This window comes from Salinisphaera hydrothermalis C41B8, from assembly GCF_000732535.1.
In the GTDB taxonomy this organism is placed as follows: domain Bacteria; phylum Pseudomonadota; class Gammaproteobacteria; order Nevskiales; family Salinisphaeraceae; genus Salinisphaera; species Salinisphaera hydrothermalis.
Genome location: NZ_APNK01000001.1, coordinates 153,409 through 171,077, shown reverse-complemented (window position 1 = coordinate 171,077; position 17,669 = coordinate 153,409). Strand labels below are relative to the sequence as shown.

Genomic DNA, 17,669 nt, shown 5'->3' with positions numbered 1-17,669 from the left:
GGATCGTTAGCGGCGACGTCCGGACTCTCGCCAGCTCCGGGCAATCAAAGTAATCTAAGGCCATGGAACTGAATGGCCTGACCCGTATCCAGAGCAAGATCCGGACCTCGCGTATTTCTCGCGAGTACGGGATCGATGCGCTCGCCGAGCATCTGGAAACCTATATGCCGGCGGACCAGATCGCCCAGGTGCGATCGGCCTACGAGTACGGCGCCCGCCAGCATCGCGGCCAGTTCCGCAAGACCGGCGAGCCCTATATCTATCATCCGCTGGCGGTTGCCCGGATTCTCGCCAACATGCAGCTGGATGCGACCACGCTGATGGCCGCCATCCTGCACGACGTGATCGAGGATACCGATGCCGCGCGCGACGAGGTGGCCCAGCGGTTCGGCAGCGAAGTCGCCGCGCTCGTGGATGGGGTCTCCAAGCTCGACAAGGCCCAGTTTCGCAGCCGCGAACAAGCCACGGCGGAGAGTTTCCGCAAGCTGATGTTGGCGATGACGCACGATATTCGCGTCATTCTGGTCAAACTCGCCGATCGCCTGCACAACATGCGTACGCTCGGCGGCATGAGCCCGAAAAAACGGGCCCAGATCGCGCGCGAGACGCTGGATATCTATGCCCCGATCGCCCGTCGGCTCGGCATCAACACCATGCGCGAGGAACTCGAGGAGAAAGGCTTTGCCAATCTCTATCCGCGCCGCTACGAGGTGCTGCTACGCGCCTCGCGCTCGATTACCGGCGATCGGCGGACGCTGCTGCGCGAGATCGAGGAGAACCTGTCGCGAGCGGTGGCGGCCGAAGGCCTGACCGCGACCGTGCGCGGCCGGCGCAAGAATCTGTACAGCATCTATCGCAAGATGCGCGAAAAGCATCGGCGTTTTCTCGATGTGTTCGATCTGTACGGCGTGCGCGTGATCGTGAACACGGTCGACGAATGCTATCGGGTGCTTGGCATCGTGCACCATCGCTACCGGCCGATCTCCGAGCAGTTCAACGACTACATCGCCAACCCCAAGCTCAACGGCTACCAGTCGTTGCACACTACGGTGCTCGCACGGGGCGGTATCAAGTTCGAGGTCCAGATTCGGACCCGCGAGATGGACCAGATCGCCGAATCGGGCATCGCCGCGCACTGGCAGTACAAGCTCGGTGAATCGGTGGGCAAGCTCGGTAATCTGGATGCCAATGCCTGGCTGGGCCATCTCGCCGAAATGACGGAAGGCGAGCGCGACTCGCTGGCTTTCGTCGACAACCTGCGTATGGACCTGTTTCCCGACGAGGTCTATGTGTTCACGCCCAAGGGCCAGATCATCCAGTTGGCCAAGGGCTCGACCTGTGTCGACTTCGCCTATGCCGTACATACCGAGCTCGGCAACCGCTGTGTCGCGGCCCGGGTGGACGGGCATCTGGCGCCGCTCAACAATCAGCTGCAGTCCGGCCAGACGGTGGAGATCATCACCGCCAAGCATGCGCGGCCCAACGCCGCCTGGCTGCATTTTCTGCGCACCGGAAAGGCGCGCTCCGGCGTACGCAATTATCTGAAGAACCAGCGCGAGGACAAGGCGCGTGAACTCGGCGAACGCCTGCTCGAGAAGGCGCTCTCGGATCTCGGCCTGTCGCTGCGGCGCCTGTCGCGCACCGATATCGACCGCGGACTGGCCGAAATGGGTGAGGCTAGCCTGCCGGCGCTATATGCCGCGATCGGGCTCGGACGCCGGCTTGCACCCCTGGTCGCCCGTCATTTCCTGGCCAGCGACGCCCCGGTAGCGGCCGGCCGTCGAGCCAAGCCGCTGGCGGTGCAGGGCACCGAGGGCCTGGTGGTGGAATTCGCCAAGTGCTGCCACCCGGTGCCGGGCGATGCCATCCACGGTCAGGCGAGCATTGGGCGCGGGCTGGTCGTGCATCGCACCGGGTGTGCGTATTCGTCGCGCAAGGGCGCGTCCAACGATCGGGTGGAGCTGACCTGGGCCGACAATGTCTCCGGCGAATACGACGTCGACTTGCGCGTGACCGCCGCCAACGAGCGCGGGCTGCTGGCGAACATCTCGTCACGCATCGCCGACGGCGGCTGCAGCATTGAGAACGTGAATTTCCCCGAGCGCGGCGGCGCGCTGGTGACCATCCGGTTTTTGATCAGCGTGCGCGATCGTCAGCATCTGGCCAGCGTCATCCGCCGCATTCGCCGGATCCCGCAGGTCGAGAAGGTGGAGCGCAGCTGATCGGCTGTCCTGATGTCTGGGCCGCAGACAGACGCTGTGTAAAAATACAGCGTCTGTTTTCATTCCCGGAGCGTCTCATGCAGCCCATCAACCAGCAGATCATCCATACCCACGACGCCCCCGCGGCGATCGGCCCGTACTCGCAGGCGGTCAGCGTCAACGGCATGATTTTCGTGTCGGGCCAGATCCCGCTCGATCCGAAGAGCGGCGAGCTAATCGAGGGCGATTTCAAGGCCCAGGTCGAGCAGGTCTTCGACAACCTCACCGCGATTGCCGAAGCGGCAGGGCTGACCCTCGACAACGCGGTGCGCATCGGCCTCTATCTGACCGATATGAGCCAGTTCGCCGTGGTCAACGAAGTCATGGAAGCGCGCTTCAATTCGCCGTACCCGGCGCGGGCCGCGATCGGCGTGGCCTCCCTGCCCAAGAACGCGGCCGTCGAGGCGGATGCCATCTTCGCCGCCGGCTAGCTCGAGCGCGGCGACGGATGCCACGGTCGGCGCCACCGCCAGCGTACGCCGGCTGGCGGGCGTCGGCCCGAAGCTGGCCGAGCGGCTGTCCGGCCTCGGCATCGTCGCTATCGGCGATGTCCTGTTGCATCGACCGACCCGCTACGAGGACCGCAGCCGCATCACACCGGTGCTGGAACTGGCGCCGGGCCGGCCCGCGCTTGCCGTCGTGCGGGTGGAATCCGCCGAAGTCCGTATGGGGCGTCGGCGCAGCCTGTTGGTGACGACATCCGACGGTGCCGGTCGCTTGTGGCTGCGTTTTTTTCACTTCGGGCCCGCCCAGCAGGCGCGGCTCGCCCCGGGTACGTGGCTGCGCGTCTACGGCGAGCCGCGCGGCGGGGCCTACGGCGCGGAGATGGTGCACCCCGAGACCGAGGTCGTGGCCGATGCCGCGGCCGGGCACGACTTCGTGCCGTCGTTTACCCCAGTGTATCCGGCGGTGTCGGGGGTGACTCAGAATCGGCTGCGCGACCTGGTCGGCCAGGCACTGTCGCTGCTGGATCGCTCGGATTTCTGGCCGGAGGGGCTGCCGGCGGATCTGACCGGGCCGGCGGTGGCGATGAGTGCGGCCGAGGCGCTGCGTCATATCCATAATCCGCCGCCGGGTGCCGATCTGGCCGCGCTCGCCGACGGTCGCGATCCGGCCTGCCGCCGGCTGGCGTTCGAGGAATTGCTAGGCCATCAGCTGGCCCTGCGCTCGCGTCGCAAGCAGATTCGCAGTGATCGCGCGCCGGCCATGCGCGAGCCCGGTCGTGGGCTGGCGCCGTTGTTCGAGGGACTGGGTTTCGCGCCCACGAACGCCCAGCGGCGCGTGATCGGCGAGATTCTGGCCGACATGGCCGCGGCTGCGCCGATGCTGCGGCTGGTGCAGGGCGATGTCGGCTCGGGCAAGACCGTGGTGGCCGCCGCGGCGCTGCTGACCGCGGTCGACAACGGCTGGCAGGGCGCGTTCATGGCGCCGACGGAGTTGCTGGCCGAGCAGCATCATGCCTCGCTGTCGCGCTGGCTGGAGCCCCTCGGCGTGCCGGTCTGGCTGATCACCGGCAAGCGAAAGAAGGACGACGAAATCATCGCCGCGATCGGCTCGGGCCAGCCCGGCGTGGCCGTCGGTACGCATGCGTTGTTTCAGAACGCGGTCGAGTTCGGCCGGCTCGGGCTGGCGGTGATCGACGAACAGCATCGATTCGGCGTCGATCAGCGGCTGGCCCTGCGCAACAAGGCCGGCTCGGGGCGCATGACGGCGCATCAGCTGATCATGACCGCGACCCCGATCCCGCGCACGCTCGCCATGAGCGCCTATGCCGATCTGGATACTTCGGTAATCGACGAGCTGCCGCCCGGACGCACGCCGATCACCACCGTGGCCATTCCCAACACACGGCGCGACGAAGTGATCGCACGTATTGGCGATGCCGTGGCCGAAGGCCGGCAGGTGTACTGGGTGTGCACGCTCATCGAGGCTTCGCACAAGCTCGAGGCGCAGGCGGCCGAGGCGGCGGCCGAGTCGTTGTCGGAAGCGCTGGACGGTGTCCGCGTGTCCCTGGTCCACGGTCGCATGAAGGCCGCCGAGAAGGCGCGCGCGATGACGGCATTCAAGGAAGGGCGCATCGACGTGCTGGTGGCGACCACCGTGATCGAAGTCGGCGTCGATGTGCCCAATGCGTCGTTGATGATCATCGAGAACGCGGAACGACTCGGCCTGGCCCAGCTGCACCAGCTGCGCGGCCGGGTGGGGCGCGGGTCCGTGGCGAGCCACTGCGTGTTGCTCTATCAGGGCCCGTTGTCGGATACCGCTCGGGCGCGCCTGAGCGCGCTGCGCCGCACGTCGGACGGCTTTGCCATCGCCCGCGCCGATCTGGAGCTGCGTGGACCGGGCGAAGTGCTCGGCACGCGCCAGACCGGGGCGCAGGAATTCCGCATCGCCGATCTGGTGCGCGATGCCGATCTGGCGGAATCGGCCCTGAGCATGGCCGACGATGTGCTCGCGTACCACCCGCGGGAGGCCGAGCTCCTGATCGAGCGCTGGACCCAGGCCGGAGCGGCCTACGCGCGGGTCTGATCCGCTGGATCGATCATCCGGGCGGCACGCTGCGCCGCACGGACGATGTTCAGAGCCAGCGCTTGCGTCTGAAGTAGATCACCATGCCGAGCACCAGCAAGAGCATCACGCCCAGCAACACCGGGTAGCCATAGCGGAACGATAGTTCCGGCATGTTCCATGGATACTTGGTGTCGAAGTTCATGCCATAGACGCCGACCAGAAACGACAGCGGCATGAACACGGTGGCGATGAGCGTGAGCACGCGCATGACGTCGTTGAGGCGGGCCGAGGCGAGCGACAGATGCGTGTCCAGCAGCGAGCGAGCGGTATCGTAATAGCCGTCGGCCAGATCGACCACACGCTTGGCGTGATCCTGTACGTCGCGAAAATACGGCCGGTTGTCGTCGTGAATCAAAGGATGTTCGAGGCCAACCCAGCGCACCAGGAGTTCGTTCTGCGAGACCAGCACCTTGCGCATGCCGATCAGGCGGCGGCGCAGATCGTGGATCACGCTGATCAGGTCGTCCGTCTTGTCCTCGAAGATGCGGTCTTCCAGCTCTTCGAGCTGGTCGTGATAGTCGGCCAGCACCGCGAAGCCCGAGTCGACCACGACGTCGGCGAGGCAATAACCCAGATAATCGGATTCGGCGTGCGCGATACGCCCGTGAGCGGCATGGATGCGTTCGCGTACCGGGGCGAATACGTCGTGGTCGCCGGCATGGAAGCTCAGCACGAAATCCTTGCCGATGAACAGGCTCACCTGCTGGAAGAGCAGTTCGTCTTCGCGCATGTAGGGCAGGGCGAGGGTGATGAACAGCGTGTTGCGATAGGCGTCCAGCTTCGGACGCTGGCCATTGTTCAGTACGTCTTCGAGCGCCAGGGGATGCAGCGAGAAATCGCCGCCCAGGCGCGCCAGTTGTACGGCCGTGACGTCGCCCTCGAAGTGCAGCCAGGTGAGCTTGTGATCGCTCTGATCGATCGGCGCCAAGGCTTTTTCGAGTTGATCCTCGCAGCGCTCCAGCGCGCCCCCGCTGCCGCCGAAATCCATGCGATAGATCAGCAGTTTGCCGATCCGATGTTCCGGTGCCGGATCCACCAGGGCGCCGGGACGACGGCCAGGCGGCGGGCGGCGGGACAGGGGGTAACCAAGCATGCGATATGACGATTCGGGCGTTGGCCGCTCAGTTAAGCGCAGGCTTGGTTTGTGGGCAAGTCGGTCGTCTTGGCGCGTGTTGCAGGCCCCCGAGTTTCAGCCGGCGCCCCGGCATGTAAGCCCTCCACTTTGCCGGGTAACGTGTTACTTATCCGAGCTACACCGCTTGTGCGCTGATTAGGCCCGGGCCACACAATAGACATCGACGCGGGCCGCGCCAGCCGTTCGCGCGGTGCGAGCGAGCGCGCTCGCGGTACGGGCGGTGGTCATGACGTCATCCACGATGGCGACGTGGCGACCCGCGAGATCGCGGCGTGCGGCAAACGCGTCACGAACGTTGGCCGCGCGCTGGGCGGCGTCCAACGCGCTTTGATGCGGTGTATCGCGCACTCGGGCGAAGACGTCCCGCTCAACGCGCCAGCCGAGCCGGTCGGCGAGGCGGATCGCGATACGCTCGGCCTGATTGAACCCGCGCCGTCGAAACGCCGCCGGGTGCAGCGGCACCGCCGCGAGCAGATCCGGCGGCTCCGGGGCCTGCAGCGCGATGCGCTCTGCCAGCAGATCGCCCAGCAGGCGGGCATGCGCCAGGTGGCGATGGTATTTGAGACCGCCGATCATCCACGCGATCGGCTGGCGATAGTGGAAACCCGCGAGCGCATGGTCGAAGCGCGGTCGTCGGGCACAGTCGGCGCAGACCCGGGTGGCGGCCGACTCGGACAGCGCGATCGCGCAGTGCCGGCATTGCGTCTCAAGCACCGGCAGATCGGCGTGGCAGCCGGCACACAAGGGCGCCGCCGCATCGATGGCGGCGGCACAGACCGGGCAGCGCGGAGCAAGCCACGCGTTCTGTATATTTTTTGCCCAGTCGTAAAGAAATAATGTCATTTCAGGTTGACGGTCGGCGCCGGCTGCATAAAGCTGTTAACGCTGCATCCTCGACGTTATCCTGCCATGACCGACATCTCCGGAGCCGGCGCACTGCGCCATGACTGGACCCGCGACGAAGTCGACGCCTTGTTCGCGTTGTCTTTTCCAGAGCTGATTCATCGCGCCCAGAGCGCCCACCGGGTGCACTTCGACGCCCGCGATGTCCAGCTGTCCACGCTGCTGTCGATCAAGACCGGGGCCTGTCCCGAGGATTGCGCGTACTGTCCGCAGAGCATCCGCTTCCAGACCGGACTGGATCGGGAGGAACTGCTGCCCAAGGAACACGTCGTGGACGCGGCAAAGCGTGCCAAGGCGGCGGGGGCCACGCGGTTCTGCATGGGCGCGGCCTGGCGCAGCCCGAAGGACAAGGATCTGGCGAAGGTCATCGACATGGTCGAGGCGGTCAAGGCCGAAGGCCTGGAGACCTGTGTGACGCTCGGCATGCTCAAGGCGCGCCAGGCGGAAGCGCTCGCCGCCGCCGGGCTTGATTACTACAACCACAACCTCGACACCTCGCCCGAGTACTACGAGGACATCATCTCCACGCGCACCTATCAGGACCGGCTCGATACGCTGGGCCACGTCCGCGATGCCGGGCTCAAGGTCTGCTGCGGCGGCATCGTCGGCATGGGCGAAGCGCCCACCGATCGCGCCGAGATGCTGCGTCAGCTGGCCAATCTGCCCGAGCATCCGCAGAGCGTGCCGATCAACAATCTGGTCCAGGTGGAAGGCACGCCGTTGCACGGCACCGATCCGATCGACGAGCTGGATTTCGTGCGTACGATCGCGGTCGCCAAGATCATGATGCCGGCCTCTTATGTTCGTCTGGCCGCCGGTCGCGAGACCATGTCGGAAGCCGTGCAGACGCTGTGCTTTCTGGCCGGTGCCAATTCGATTTTCTACGGCGATGAGCTGCTGACCACGGCGAACCCGGCCCACAAGGCCGATCTCGCGCTGCTGGACAAGCTGGGTATGCGACCGGAAGCCACGCCGAAATATACCGATCTCGAGCCGGGCGAAGCCCCGCACGCCGATCACGCGCCCCAGGCCGCGCGCGCCTGACAGCTCGGCGTCGGGATGGAATCGCTGCGAATTTTCTGTCGTCAGCGTCTGGCGGCCATCGACGCCGATGACCGCCGCCGCCGACGACGCGTGGTCGATGGTGGCCACGGCGTGCACGTCACGGTCGACGGCCGTCATGCCCTGAATTTCTGCAGCAACGATTATCTGGGCCTGGCGACCGATCCACGATTGATCGACGCCATGGCCACGGCCGCGAGCCGCACCGGCGCGGGCGCGGGCGCCTCACAGCTGGTCACCGGGCATAACGCCGAACATGCCGCGCTGGAGGCCGACCTGGCCGACTGGCTGGGGCGCGAGCGCGCGCTGGTGTTTTCCACGGGCTACGCGGCGAACGTCGGTACGACCGCCGCGCTGGTCAGCAAGCGCGATCATATCGTGGCCGATGCGCTCAACCATGCCTCGCTCATCGACGGTGCGCGTCTGTCGGGCGCGGCCAAGCATATCTATGCCCATGGCGATGCCATGGCGGCGGATCGGGCGCTCTCCAACGAGGCCGTCCGAAGCGGGCATCGGCTGGTGGTGACCGACGCGGTGTTCTCCATGGACGGCGATACCGCGCCGCTCGCGCGGCTGGCCGATATTGCTGCGGCGCGCGATGCCTGGCTGATGGTCGACGACGCCCACGGGCTCGGCGTGTTTGGCCCGGACGGCGCCGGGCGTGTGGCCGAAGCCGGGCTCGGCAGCGACCGGGTGCCGATTCTTACCGGCACGCTCGGCAAATCGGTCGGCGCGGCGGGCGCCTTCGTCGCCGGTGATGCCGATGTGATCGAGACGATTCTCCAGACCGCGCGCTCGCTGATCTTCTCGACCGCCATGCCGGCGCCGGTAGCCGCGGCCGCGCGGCGTGGCATCGCGATCATTCGTGACGAACCGGCACGGCGCGCGCATCTGCGGGCACTGGTGGCGCGCTTCAAGGCCCAGGCCGAGACGGCCGGGCTTGCGGTCGCAGAATCGGACAGCCCGATCCAGCCGGTCATCGTCGGCGACGAGGCCGCGGCGTTGCGGCTGTCGAACGCGCTGCTGGAGCGGGGCTATCTGGTCGGCGCCATTCGCCCGCCGACGGTGGCCCCCGGCACGTCGCGCCTGCGCGTCACGCTGAGTGCCGCGCATACCGACGACGAGGTCGACGGGCTGGTCGCCGCACTCGCCGAATCCTGGTCGGCGGTGGGCCTGTCAGCCCACGCCGCACCTGCATGCGTGTCGAGCGCTTGAACGCATAGCACCGGCGTTGACGGCGGCGATCGCCACCGGTGCCGCCAGGCCACCGATGCTTACCCTGAAGGAGATTGCATGACCGCGCATACGCTGTTCGTTACCGGCACGGATACCGAAATCGGCAAGACGCGCATTGCCACGGCGTTGTTGCGCGGGCTGGTTGCGGTCGGGCATGTCGCGGTCGGCTACAAGCCCGTGGCCAGCGGCTGTGAGACGACGCCCGACGGGCTGCGTAATGAGGATGCGCTGGCTCTGGCCGCCGCGGGCTCGCCGGGCTTCGCCTACGACGAGATCAATCCCTATGCGTTCGAGCCGCCGATCGCGCCGCATATCGCGGCGGCTGACGCCGGGGTCACGATTGAGCGCGACGTGCTCGATGCCGGCCACGCGCGGCTGGCCGAGCGCGCGGACTGGGTCGTGGTGGAGGGTGCGGGCGGTTGGCATGTGCCGCTTGGCACGGACTGGGATTTTGCCGACTGGGCGAGCGGTCACGGCTGGCCAGTGCTGCTGGTGGTCGGCATGCGCCTGGGCTGCGTGAATCACGCCATGCTCAGCGCGCGGGCGATCGCGGCGACGACACGGTTTGCCGGCTGGGTGGCCAACACGCTGCCGCCGCGCCAGCCGCGGCTGGAGGAGAATCTGGGCTGGCTCGACCACGCTATGCCCGGGCCGTGCGTCGCGCGTGTGCCGATCGACCCGCCGGCCGATCTCGCGATCCGGCCGCAAGCCTGGCGTGATCGGGCGGTCGGCGGTTAGCGCGATTCCGGTTCCCCCGCCGCCGGCTTGAGGCACAATAGCGCGTCATGCAGATCGGTCCTTATCGTTTCGCGCCGCCCTGGTGGGGTGTGGTGCTGGCCCTGGTCGGGGTGTTGATCCTGTCGAGCCTCGGCATGTGGCAGATCGAGCGCGCGCATTACAAGCAGCGGTTGGTAGCGGCTCATGCAAAAGCCCAGGCCGCCGGGCCGCAGCAGCTTCGGATCACGCCGTCCGATCTGTCGGCCGGCCACGGCCCGCGGCGTGGTTATCGCTATGTGGCGACCGGCCACTACGACGCCGCCCATCAGTTGCTGCTCGCCGATCAGGTCCAAGGCACGCAGACCGGTTATCGCGTCTGGACGCCGCTGGTGCTGCCTTCCGGTGTGCGCGTGATGGTCGATCGCGGCTGGGTTGCGGCGCCTTCCAACCGGCACGAGTTGCCGAACCCGCCGGCGCCGAACGACCAGGTGCGCGTGCGGGGTTATTGGCAGGGTTTTCCGCAGCCGGGGCTACGTTTCGGCGCCGATCGTCAATGCGATCACAGGGGCTGGCCGCGCGCGTTGAATTACCCGAGTACGGCCTCGGTGCGCTGCCAGTACGAAACGCCGGTGGCCGACGGGTTGCTGCTGCTCGATCCCAAAGCGCCGGGCGGGTTCGTGCGCGACTGGGATGAAGACCCGATCGGGCTGCGCCCGTGGGCGCATTATGTGTATGCGTCGCAGTGGTTTCTGATGGCGCTGATCGCTCTGATCATTCTGGTGGTCGTGAATACCCGGCGCCGCGCATGATTTCGGATGTCGGCGATCGCAGCCGGCGTGTGCACGCGTGTGTCCGCGCCACGGCGTACGGGCCCTACCGGATGCAGGGCCGCACGATTTCAGGCGATAATAGCGTTTCATCGTGGCTGCGGTTGCAACTGCAGCCGGCGCTTGGCCGTATTGCAGAGTCATGAATAACGGGCGATCTGAAACACTTGCCCGTATGACACGAGCGGCTCAAGCGATGTCTGGCCTTGTCGACACTCCCGGTACTTGCTGGCGCGTACCGCATTGCATGCGTCGCTTTCGCCGCCATGGCTGCAACGGGTTAGTGCGGCATCAGGCGAGCCGGTTGTTATCATGGCCGCCGGCCGCCATCCCCTCAGGACCCCGGAGTGCGTGCGATCATGTCTAGCTCTTCCTCGGCTACCTACCAGCCGACGCTGTCGCAGCGGATCACCGACTACTACGAGCTGTGCAAACCGCGCGTGGTGCTGTTGATCGTGTTCACGGCCATGGTCGGCATGTTCCTGGCCACGCCGGGCATGGTGCCGATCGGCGCGCTGGTGTTCGGTACGCTCGGTATCGGGCTGATGGCGGCCTCGGCGGCTGCGGTCAATCAGATGATCGACGTGCAGGCGGATTCGCGCATGAAGCGCACCCGAAAACGTCCGCTGGTGACCGGCCATCTGGATACGCGCCGCTCGGCGATCTTCGCGTTCGCCATCGGCGTGGCCGGCATGGTGATTCTGCTGACGCTGGTCAACGCGCTGACGGCGTGGCTGACGTTGTTCGCGCTGGTCGGCTATGCCGGCATCTATACGATGTATCTCAAGCGCGCGACGCCGCAGAACATCGTGATCGGCGGGGCGGCCGGCGCGGCGCCGCCGATTCTCGGCTGGGCGGCGGTCACCAACTCGGTGACGCTCAACTCGCTGATTCTGTTCCTGATCATCTTCATCTGGACGCCGCCGCATTTCTGGGCGCTCGCGATCGATCGCGCCAAGGAATATGCCGAGGTGGATATTCCGATGCTGCCGGTCACCCACGGCATCGAGCACACGCGCACCCAGATCCTGATCTATACGGTGATTCTGTTCGCCGTGTCGCTGCTGCCCTTTTTCTCGGGCATGAGCGGTTGGCTGTATCTGGCGTCCGCCGTGGTGCTGTCCGGCTGGTTCCTGGTCTATGCCGCGCGCCTGAAATGGCGGCCCTATCCGGGGCTGGGCATGAAGACGTTCGGTTATTCCATCGTCTATCTGATGGCGCTGTTCACCGCGCTGCTGGTCGACCACTACATGCCGGTGATTACCGGCTAACCGGCCTCGCGTTCGACCAGCCGATCGAAGGCGGCCAGTACTTCGATCACGAGGTTTTCGGCACTGCTGTTGCCGGTCAGTTTGGCCTCGGCCATCACCGCGATGCCGCTGGCCGACGGCAGCGGCCCGCCGGTTTCGATGAGTTCACGCATCCGCGGAACGAAAATGAACTGCAGCCATTCGGTGAATGCCAGCGTGTCGGCGCAGAAGGGCGTCCGGCTGGCCATGGCGGCCGGCGTCGGCACGTCGGTATGCCAGAGGCCGCCGTCACGCATGGCCTGTTCGACCGCGAGCACGCAATCGGCGGCCTGCGCTAGCGCTTGCGAATTCTGGGGCGATGTCATCGTGGGCACCGGTTGGGAAATCAGAACGGCCACCACCAGTGGCCGGGGTGTTCGAGTTCGGAGCGGCAGCCCGCCAGTTGCTGACCATAGCGATTGGCGCGGCCCTGCACGCGGCGCGCGGTGCGCATCAGCCAGGGCTTGCTGCGATAAGCACCCTGGCGATAACCGCCCGCGCCGACGTAATACGCCAGGTACTGGCGATACGCATCAGCCTTGGATATTCCCAGGATGCGATGACTCTGGTCGATATACCAGCCCACGAAATCCGTCGCGTCGCCGAAATCGTCACGATCGGCGAACGGATGACCGGTCTGTGATTTGTAATGGTCCCAGGTTGAATCCAGGGCCTGGGTATAGCCGTAAGCAGAACTGATATGGGTCCACGGAATGATCCATAACAGATGCTTGCGCGGCGGTCGTGCATCGCCGACGTACTGCGACTCCTGATAAATGATCGACATCTGGACCGGGATCGGCGCGCCCCAACGCTTGAAGGCATCGTCGGCGTCCTGATACCAGCCGTGCTTCTCCTTGAACACGCTGCACAGGTTCGACGGATTGCTCGGCGGCGCGGTGACGCAGCCCGTGAGCAATAACAGGGGTAGGCAGGCAAGCAGGAGAGTACGCATGGCGACAGGTTAGGGTCTGTTGAGGTTTCGTGCGAGTCCGCGCGAAGCGCTCCCTGAAAATTGACTAGGGGCGGCAAGACGAGGCGTAGCGAGCGTGGCGTAGTCATCCTACGCGAGAGCGCTACAACGCTGTATTGCCGTAAATCGCGCCCGGCGCTGTCGTGAGTCTGGGCGTGGCGGGCGCAGAGCCGGCGACTCGCGCCTTGCCGGACACGATTTGCGGACACCAACGCGGCGCTCGCACGAACCTCAACAGACCCTGGCAGAGCCGCTACGGCAAGGGTACGACGCGATGCGTATAATCACGCCTTCGCAAAATCGCCGGATCCGGCTCTTTCATAGCTTTTGGTTCTATAAAAATACGGAAACGAAAGTTTTAATTTTTAGGCGGTCGCGATAGCCTTTGCCTCCGCCCCCGGCTACGCATGATTCATCATGGCAATGAATGCAGTGACCATTGACGAACACAGCAGCCCGCTCAACGCCGAGCAGGCCGCCCAGCTGACGTCGCTCATCCAGAGTTTGAGCCCTGCTCAGGCGACCTGGATCAGCGGCTATCTGGCCGGGCTCAACGCGCACGCCGCCATCGGCGAGGTCGCGGCGCCGCAGGCCGCGAGCGCGCCGGCCGCGGGTGCGTCCGAGCCGCTGACCGTGTTGTACGGCTCACAGACCGGCAATGCGGAGGATATCGCCGAGCAGCTTGTGGCAGCCGCCGAGGCTGCGGGTTTGAGCGCGAAAGCGATCGATATGCTCGATTACAAGCCGCGCGATCTAAAGAAAGAGCAGAACCTCATTATTTGCGTCTCCACGCACGGCGAGGGCGATCCGCCCGACAATGCCGAAGAGCTGCATGAATTCATCTACGGCAAGAAGGCGCCGAAGCTGGAGGGCGTGAAGTTCTCCGTGCTGGCTTTCGGGGATTCCAGCTACGAGCACTTCTGCCAGACCGGGCGCGATTTCGACACTCAGCTGGAGAAGCTGGGTGCGACGCGCGTGGTCGACCGCGTCGATCTGGATGTGGATTTCGATGAGGCCGCCGAGGCCTGGATCGACAACGTCGTATCGCGTTTCAAGGACGAGCTGGGCGGCGGCGAGCCCGCGCCGGCGCACGGCAACGTCACGGTGATGCCCGGCACCGCCGCGCAGCCGGCGGCCAGTCAGTGGAGCCGCAAGAATCCGTTCCAGGCGGAGTTGCTGACCAACGTCGTACTCAATGGCCGCGGCTCGGACAAGGAAGTGCACCATATCGAGCTCGACACCGAGGATTCGGGCCTGAGCTGGGAGCCCGGCGACTCGTTGGGCATCATCCCCTCGAACGATCCGCAGGTGGTGGCCGAGCTGATTGCCGCGCTGGGCGCGTCCGCCGACGAGGAAGTCACCGGCCTGGACGGCGAGGTGAGCCTCGAGCATGCCCTGACGCACCAGTACGAAATCACGACGCTGACCCGGCCGTTCATCGAGAAGTATGCCGAGCGCGCGGCCAACGACGAGCTCAACGCGCTGCTGGTCGAAGAGGCCCGAGAGCAGCTCGCCGCTTATATGGATGGGCGCTTCATCATCGATCTGGTCGAGGATTATCCGGTCGCCGACATGACCGGTGCGGACTTCGTGCGCCTGCTGCGCAAACTGCCGCCGCGTCTGTACTCGATCGCCTCCAGCCATGCCGCGAATCCGGACGAGATTCATCTCACCGTTGCCGCGGTGCGCTATCAGGCGCACGGGCGCGACCGTCACGGCGTGGCGTCGATCCAGCTGGCCGATCGCAGCGAAGATACCAAGCTGCCGATCTACATCGACCACAACAAGAACTTCAAGCTGCCGTCGGACGACGACGCGCCGATCATCATGATCGGGCCGGGAACCGGCATCGCGCCGTTCCGTGCGTTCATGGAAGAGCGCGAGGAGCGCGGCGCCGGCGGCCGCAACTGGGTGTTCTTCGGCGCGCAGCATTTCCGCACCGATTTCTACTATCAGACCGACTGGTTGCGCTGGCGCGACGACGGCCTGCTGACGCGCATGGACGTGGCGTTCTCGCGCGATCAGGCCGACAAGGTCTATGTTCAGCACAAGCTGCGCGAGGCTAGCGCCGACGTCTTCGACTGGATCGAATCCGGTGCCACGATCTATGTCTGCGGCGATGCCAACGCCATGGCGGCGGACGTGCACGATGCGCTGTTGGACATCATTGCCGAGCATGCCAATCTGGATGCCGAAGGTGCGGCCGGCTACCTGAAGAACCTGCAAAAGGAAAAGCGCTACCAGCGCGACGTCTACTAAGCGATTGCCGCCGAACCGGCGATCGCTGCGCCCCGACGCCGCGACCCGCGCCCTTTCCACGACCGAGTGACCGCCATGAGCGACACCAAGAATCTTTCGCCCGTCGAGCACATCAAGCTGGCCAGTAACTATCTGCGCGGCACGATTGCCGACGGCCTGGCCGACGAACTGACCGCCTCGATCGCCGAGGACGATACCCAGCTGACGAAGTTCTATGGCTTCTATCAGCAGGACGATCGCGATATTCGCGCCGAGCGCAAGGCCTCCAAGCTGGAGCCGCACTATCAGTTCATGCTGCGCCTGCGGCTGCCGGCCGGTGTGGTTACCGGCGAGCAGTACCTGGAGATCGACCGGCTGGCGCATGAATATGCCAACGGCACGCTACGACTGACCACGCGCCAAACGTTCCAGTACCACCACGTGGCCAAGAAGCATTTGCGCCCGTTGCTGCAGGACGCCTACCGGATTGGCGTGGATGCGCGCGGTGCCTGCGGCGACGTGAACCGCAACGTTATGGCTTCGGCGTTTCCGGAAAAATCTGCCGTGCATACGGCGATCCACGAGTGGTCGACCAAGATCTCCGAGCATCTGGCCTGGAAATCGCGCGCCTACGAAGAGATCTTTCTCGAGCAGAAGCCGAGCGGCGAAGAAGACCACGAGCCGCTGTACGGCAAGTCCTATCTGCCGCGCAAGTTCAAGATCGCCATCGCCGTGCCGCCGGAAAACGATGTCGACGTGTTCGCCAACGATATCGGCCTGATCGCGATCGTCGATGATGGCGAGCTGATCGGCTTCAACGTCGCCATCGGCGGCGGCATGGGCACGACCCACGGCGAGCCGGCGACCTATCCGCGCCTGGGCACGGTGATCGGTTTCGCGCCGCTGGACCAGACGCTGGAAACGGTCGAGACGCTGGTGACCATCCAGCGCGACTACGGCGATCGCGAGAACCGCAAGCACGCGCGTTTCAAGTACACGATCGATGATCACGGCCTGGATTTCATCCACGAGCAGCTGGCCGAGCGCGCCGATATCAAGCTCGAGACCGCGCGCGACTATCACTTCGATCGCAACGGCGATCCGCTGGGCTGGCAGCAGTCGGACAATGGGGCTTGGCACCTGACCCTGTTTATCGAAAACGGCCGTATCGCCGACTTCGACGACAAGGGCCTGGCCCACCACGGCCAATACCACGGTCGGCCGGGCTACAAGCTGATGACGGCACTGCGCGAGCTGGCCAAGGTGCACAAGGGCACGATCCGGCTCACCGGCAACCACAACATCGTGTTCGCCGACGTGGCCGAGGCCGACAAGAGCGCGATCGAGGATATCGTCGAACACTACGGTCTCGACGACGGCCGCGAGACGTCGCCTCTGCGGCATGCGTCCATGTCCTGCGTGGCGTTCCCGACCTGCGGCTTGGCCATGGCCGAATCCGAACGTTATCTGCCGGAGCTGGTCGACAAGCTGCAGGGCGTGGCGACCGATGCCGGCGTGGGCGATGTGCCCATCGTGATCCGCATGACCGGCTGCCCGAACGGCTGCGCGCGTCCGTTCCTCGGCGAGATCGGGTTCGTCGGCAAGGCGCCCGGCAAGTACAACCTGTATCTCGGCGCGGCGTTCGACGGTTCACGTTTGAATAAGCTTTATCGCGAGAATATTGGCGAGGACGAGATCCTCGCCGAACTGACCCCGCTGATCGAGCGCTTTGCCGCCGAACGCGAGGACGGTGAGCATTTCGGTGATTTCGTGATTCGTACCGGCGTCATCGCCGCGACCACCGAAGGGCGCAACTTCCATGACAACGTGGGTCCTGCACAAGCGGCATAACCGCCGCGATAATCGATCCCGGGCCGGCGCGCGTGCGCTGGCCCGGGTTGTGCTTCTGGCGGTGTTCGCCATGCCGGTCGCGGCCTGGGCGGCCGACAGCGGAGCTCAGGGCAACGCGCCCAACGCTTCGACAACGCCGAGCGCGGCGGCTACCGATCAGAGCAAGGAACAGCTCATTCGCACGTTGGTCAACCTGACCGATACGCCGGAAGTGCAGGCGCTGTTCTCGCAGGAGCTCATCAATCGGGTCTCGAGCGCGATCTCGATGTTCGGGCCCACGCTCAACCCGCAGACGATGAACGTCATCAGCCAGCAGACGCGGGCGGTGGTGTCGGAGCACATCAACGACGGCGATGCGCTGTATTCGGTACTGGCGCCGGTTTACGAAAAGCACTTCAACCTGATCGAGCTTAATCAGCTGGTGCAGTTCTACAAGTCGCCGTTGGGTCAGAAACTGGTCAATACCTCGCCCGAACTGATGTCCGAGACGATGGATCTGGGTTCGCAGTGGGGATTGTCGCTGGTGCCTGAAATCGTGCAGCGGGTGCGAGCTCAGTTGAACGCACAGAACGCTGACAGCAGCGACACCACGGCACGGTAGGACCG

The 17,669-nt window shown here is 65.4% G+C and carries 15 protein-coding genes; 11 read left to right on the top strand and 4 right to left on the bottom strand.

From position 1 onward, the window contains the following. The first annotated feature begins 62 nt into the window (after positions 1–62). The 3 genes from C41B8_RS00700 (at position 63) to recG (ending at position 4,790) form a co-directional block, all read left to right on the top strand. A complete protein-coding gene (locus tag C41B8_RS00700; RefSeq protein ID WP_084188350.1) occupies positions 63–2,222 on the top strand; it encodes a RelA/SpoT family protein in 2,160 nt (719 codons plus the stop codon). A gap of 77 nt (positions 2,223–2,299) precedes the next feature. Then, positions 2,300–2,692: a RidA family protein gene (locus C41B8_RS00695; protein ID WP_037332774.1), complete on the top strand. Its 393-nt coding sequence runs from the start codon at positions 2,300–2,302 to the stop codon at positions 2,690–2,692. Next, on the top strand, positions 2,670–4,790 hold the full coding sequence (gene recG, locus C41B8_RS00690) for an ATP-dependent DNA helicase RecG (RefSeq protein WP_084188349.1): 2,121 nt from the start codon (positions 2,670–2,672) through the stop codon (positions 4,788–4,790). The genes C41B8_RS00695 and recG overlap by 23 nt, the downstream gene beginning before the upstream one ends. Positions 4,791–4,839: 49 nt before the next feature. Here the strand turns inward: recG and corA are convergent, their stop codons facing one another. Continuing rightward, positions 4,840–5,925: a magnesium/cobalt transporter CorA gene (gene corA / locus C41B8_RS00685; RefSeq protein ID WP_051882595.1), complete on the bottom strand. Its 1,086-nt coding sequence runs from the start codon at positions 5,923–5,925 to the stop codon at positions 4,840–4,842. A 177-nt stretch (positions 5,926–6,102) separates the two neighbouring features. Next, complete coding sequence (locus C41B8_RS00680) at positions 6,103–6,810, bottom strand: ComF family protein (RefSeq protein ID WP_051882593.1); 708 nt, start codon at positions 6,808–6,810, stop codon at positions 6,103–6,105. Positions 6,811–6,876: 66 nt separating this feature from the next. Between C41B8_RS00680 and bioB the strand changes: the two genes are divergently transcribed. The 5 genes from bioB (at position 6,877) to cyoE (ending at position 11,983) form a co-directional block, all read left to right on the top strand. Further along, positions 6,877–7,914 (top strand): biotin synthase BioB, encoded by a 1,038-nt coding sequence (bioB, locus tag C41B8_RS00675; RefSeq protein WP_037332771.1) that lies wholly within the window; start codon positions 6,877–6,879, stop codon positions 7,912–7,914. 15 nt (positions 7,915–7,929) lie between these two features. Further along, positions 7,930–9,147: an 8-amino-7-oxononanoate synthase gene (gene bioF, locus C41B8_RS00670; RefSeq protein WP_051882591.1), complete on the top strand. Its 1,218-nt coding sequence runs from the start codon at positions 7,930–7,932 to the stop codon at positions 9,145–9,147. Between the two features lie 78 nt (positions 9,148–9,225). Then, positions 9,226–9,906, top strand: a complete 681-nt coding sequence (gene bioD / locus C41B8_RS00665) for a dethiobiotin synthase (protein WP_037332768.1) — start codon at positions 9,226–9,228, stop codon at positions 9,904–9,906. Positions 9,907–9,953: 47 nt separating this feature from the next. Continuing rightward, positions 9,954–10,694: an SURF1 family protein gene (locus tag C41B8_RS00660; protein ID WP_037332767.1), complete on the top strand. Its 741-nt coding sequence runs from the start codon at positions 9,954–9,956 to the stop codon at positions 10,692–10,694. A gap of 377 nt (positions 10,695–11,071) precedes the next feature. Then, the gene (cyoE, locus tag C41B8_RS00655; protein WP_037333087.1) at positions 11,072–11,983 is read left to right on the top strand and encodes a heme o synthase; all 912 of its coding nucleotides are present in this window, start codon (positions 11,072–11,074) and stop codon (positions 11,981–11,983) included. On the opposite strand, the gene C41B8_RS00650 is transcribed toward cyoE, so the two are convergent. Both C41B8_RS00650 and C41B8_RS00645 read right to left on the bottom strand, forming a co-directional pair. Continuing rightward, positions 11,980–12,327, bottom strand: coding sequence for a YqcC family protein (locus C41B8_RS00650; protein WP_037333085.1), 348 nt, complete (start codon positions 12,325–12,327; stop codon positions 11,980–11,982). The two genes, cyoE and C41B8_RS00650, sit on opposite strands and share 4 nt — an antisense overlap. 20 nt (positions 12,328–12,347) lie before the next feature. Beyond that, the gene (locus C41B8_RS00645) at positions 12,348–12,956 is read right to left on the bottom strand and encodes a transglycosylase SLT domain-containing protein (RefSeq protein ID WP_037332765.1); all 609 of its coding nucleotides are present in this window, start codon (positions 12,954–12,956) and stop codon (positions 12,348–12,350) included. Between the two features lie 441 nt (positions 12,957–13,397). Here C41B8_RS00645 and C41B8_RS00640 point away from each other — a divergent pair, with 441 nt between their 5' ends. The 3 genes from C41B8_RS00640 to C41B8_RS00630 all read left to right on the top strand — a co-directional run bounded on the left by C41B8_RS00640 (position 13,398) and on the right by C41B8_RS00630 (position 17,664). Next, positions 13,398–15,233: an assimilatory sulfite reductase (NADPH) flavoprotein subunit gene (locus C41B8_RS00640; RefSeq protein WP_051882589.1), complete on the top strand. Its 1,836-nt coding sequence runs from the start codon at positions 13,398–13,400 to the stop codon at positions 15,231–15,233. 75 nt (positions 15,234–15,308) lie between these two features. Next, positions 15,309–17,063, top strand: coding sequence for an NADPH-dependent assimilatory sulfite reductase hemoprotein subunit (locus tag C41B8_RS00635; protein WP_037332762.1), 1,755 nt, complete (start codon positions 15,309–15,311; stop codon positions 17,061–17,063). Continuing rightward, on the top strand, positions 17,032–17,664 hold the full coding sequence (locus C41B8_RS00630; RefSeq protein WP_084188348.1) for a DUF2059 domain-containing protein: 633 nt from the start codon (positions 17,032–17,034) through the stop codon (positions 17,662–17,664). Before C41B8_RS00635 ends, C41B8_RS00630 begins: the two co-directional genes overlap by 32 nt. Positions 17,665–17,669: the final 5 nt, after the last annotated feature.

Excerpts from the sequence above, each read along its gene's own strand:
- C41B8_RS00700 (WP_084188350.1), top strand. The coding sequence starts at position 63 with ATGGAACTGAATGGCCTGACCCGTATCCAGAGCAAGATCCGGACCTCG.
- C41B8_RS00695 (WP_037332774.1), top strand. The coding sequence starts at position 2,300 with ATGCAGCCCATCAACCAGCAGATCATCCATACCCACGACGCCCCCGCG.
- recG (WP_084188349.1), top strand. The coding sequence starts at position 2,670 with ATGCCATCTTCGCCGCCGGCTAGCTCGAGCGCGGCGACGGATGCCACG.
- corA (WP_051882595.1), bottom strand. The coding sequence starts at position 5,925 with ATGCTTGGTTACCCCCTGTCCCGCCGCCCGCCGCCTGGCCGTCGTCCC.
- C41B8_RS00680 (WP_051882593.1), bottom strand. The coding sequence starts at position 6,810 with ATGACATTATTTCTTTACGACTGGGCAAAAAATATACAGAACGCGTGG.
- bioB (WP_037332771.1), top strand. The coding sequence starts at position 6,877 with ATGACCGACATCTCCGGAGCCGGCGCACTGCGCCATGACTGGACCCGC.
- bioF (WP_051882591.1), top strand. The coding sequence starts at position 7,930 with ATGGAATCGCTGCGAATTTTCTGTCGTCAGCGTCTGGCGGCCATCGAC.
- bioD (WP_037332768.1), top strand. The coding sequence starts at position 9,226 with ATGACCGCGCATACGCTGTTCGTTACCGGCACGGATACCGAAATCGGC.
- C41B8_RS00660 (WP_037332767.1), top strand. The coding sequence starts at position 9,954 with ATGCAGATCGGTCCTTATCGTTTCGCGCCGCCCTGGTGGGGTGTGGTG.
- cyoE (WP_037333087.1), top strand. The coding sequence starts at position 11,072 with ATGTCTAGCTCTTCCTCGGCTACCTACCAGCCGACGCTGTCGCAGCGG.
- C41B8_RS00650 (WP_037333085.1), bottom strand. The coding sequence starts at position 12,327 with ATGACATCGCCCCAGAATTCGCAAGCGCTAGCGCAGGCCGCCGATTGC.
- C41B8_RS00645 (WP_037332765.1), bottom strand. The coding sequence starts at position 12,956 with ATGCGTACTCTCCTGCTTGCCTGCCTACCCCTGTTATTGCTCACGGGC.
- C41B8_RS00640 (WP_051882589.1), top strand. The coding sequence starts at position 13,398 with ATGAATGCAGTGACCATTGACGAACACAGCAGCCCGCTCAACGCCGAG.
- C41B8_RS00635 (WP_037332762.1), top strand. The coding sequence starts at position 15,309 with ATGAGCGACACCAAGAATCTTTCGCCCGTCGAGCACATCAAGCTGGCC.
- C41B8_RS00630 (WP_084188348.1), top strand. The coding sequence starts at position 17,032 with ATGACAACGTGGGTCCTGCACAAGCGGCATAACCGCCGCGATAATCGA.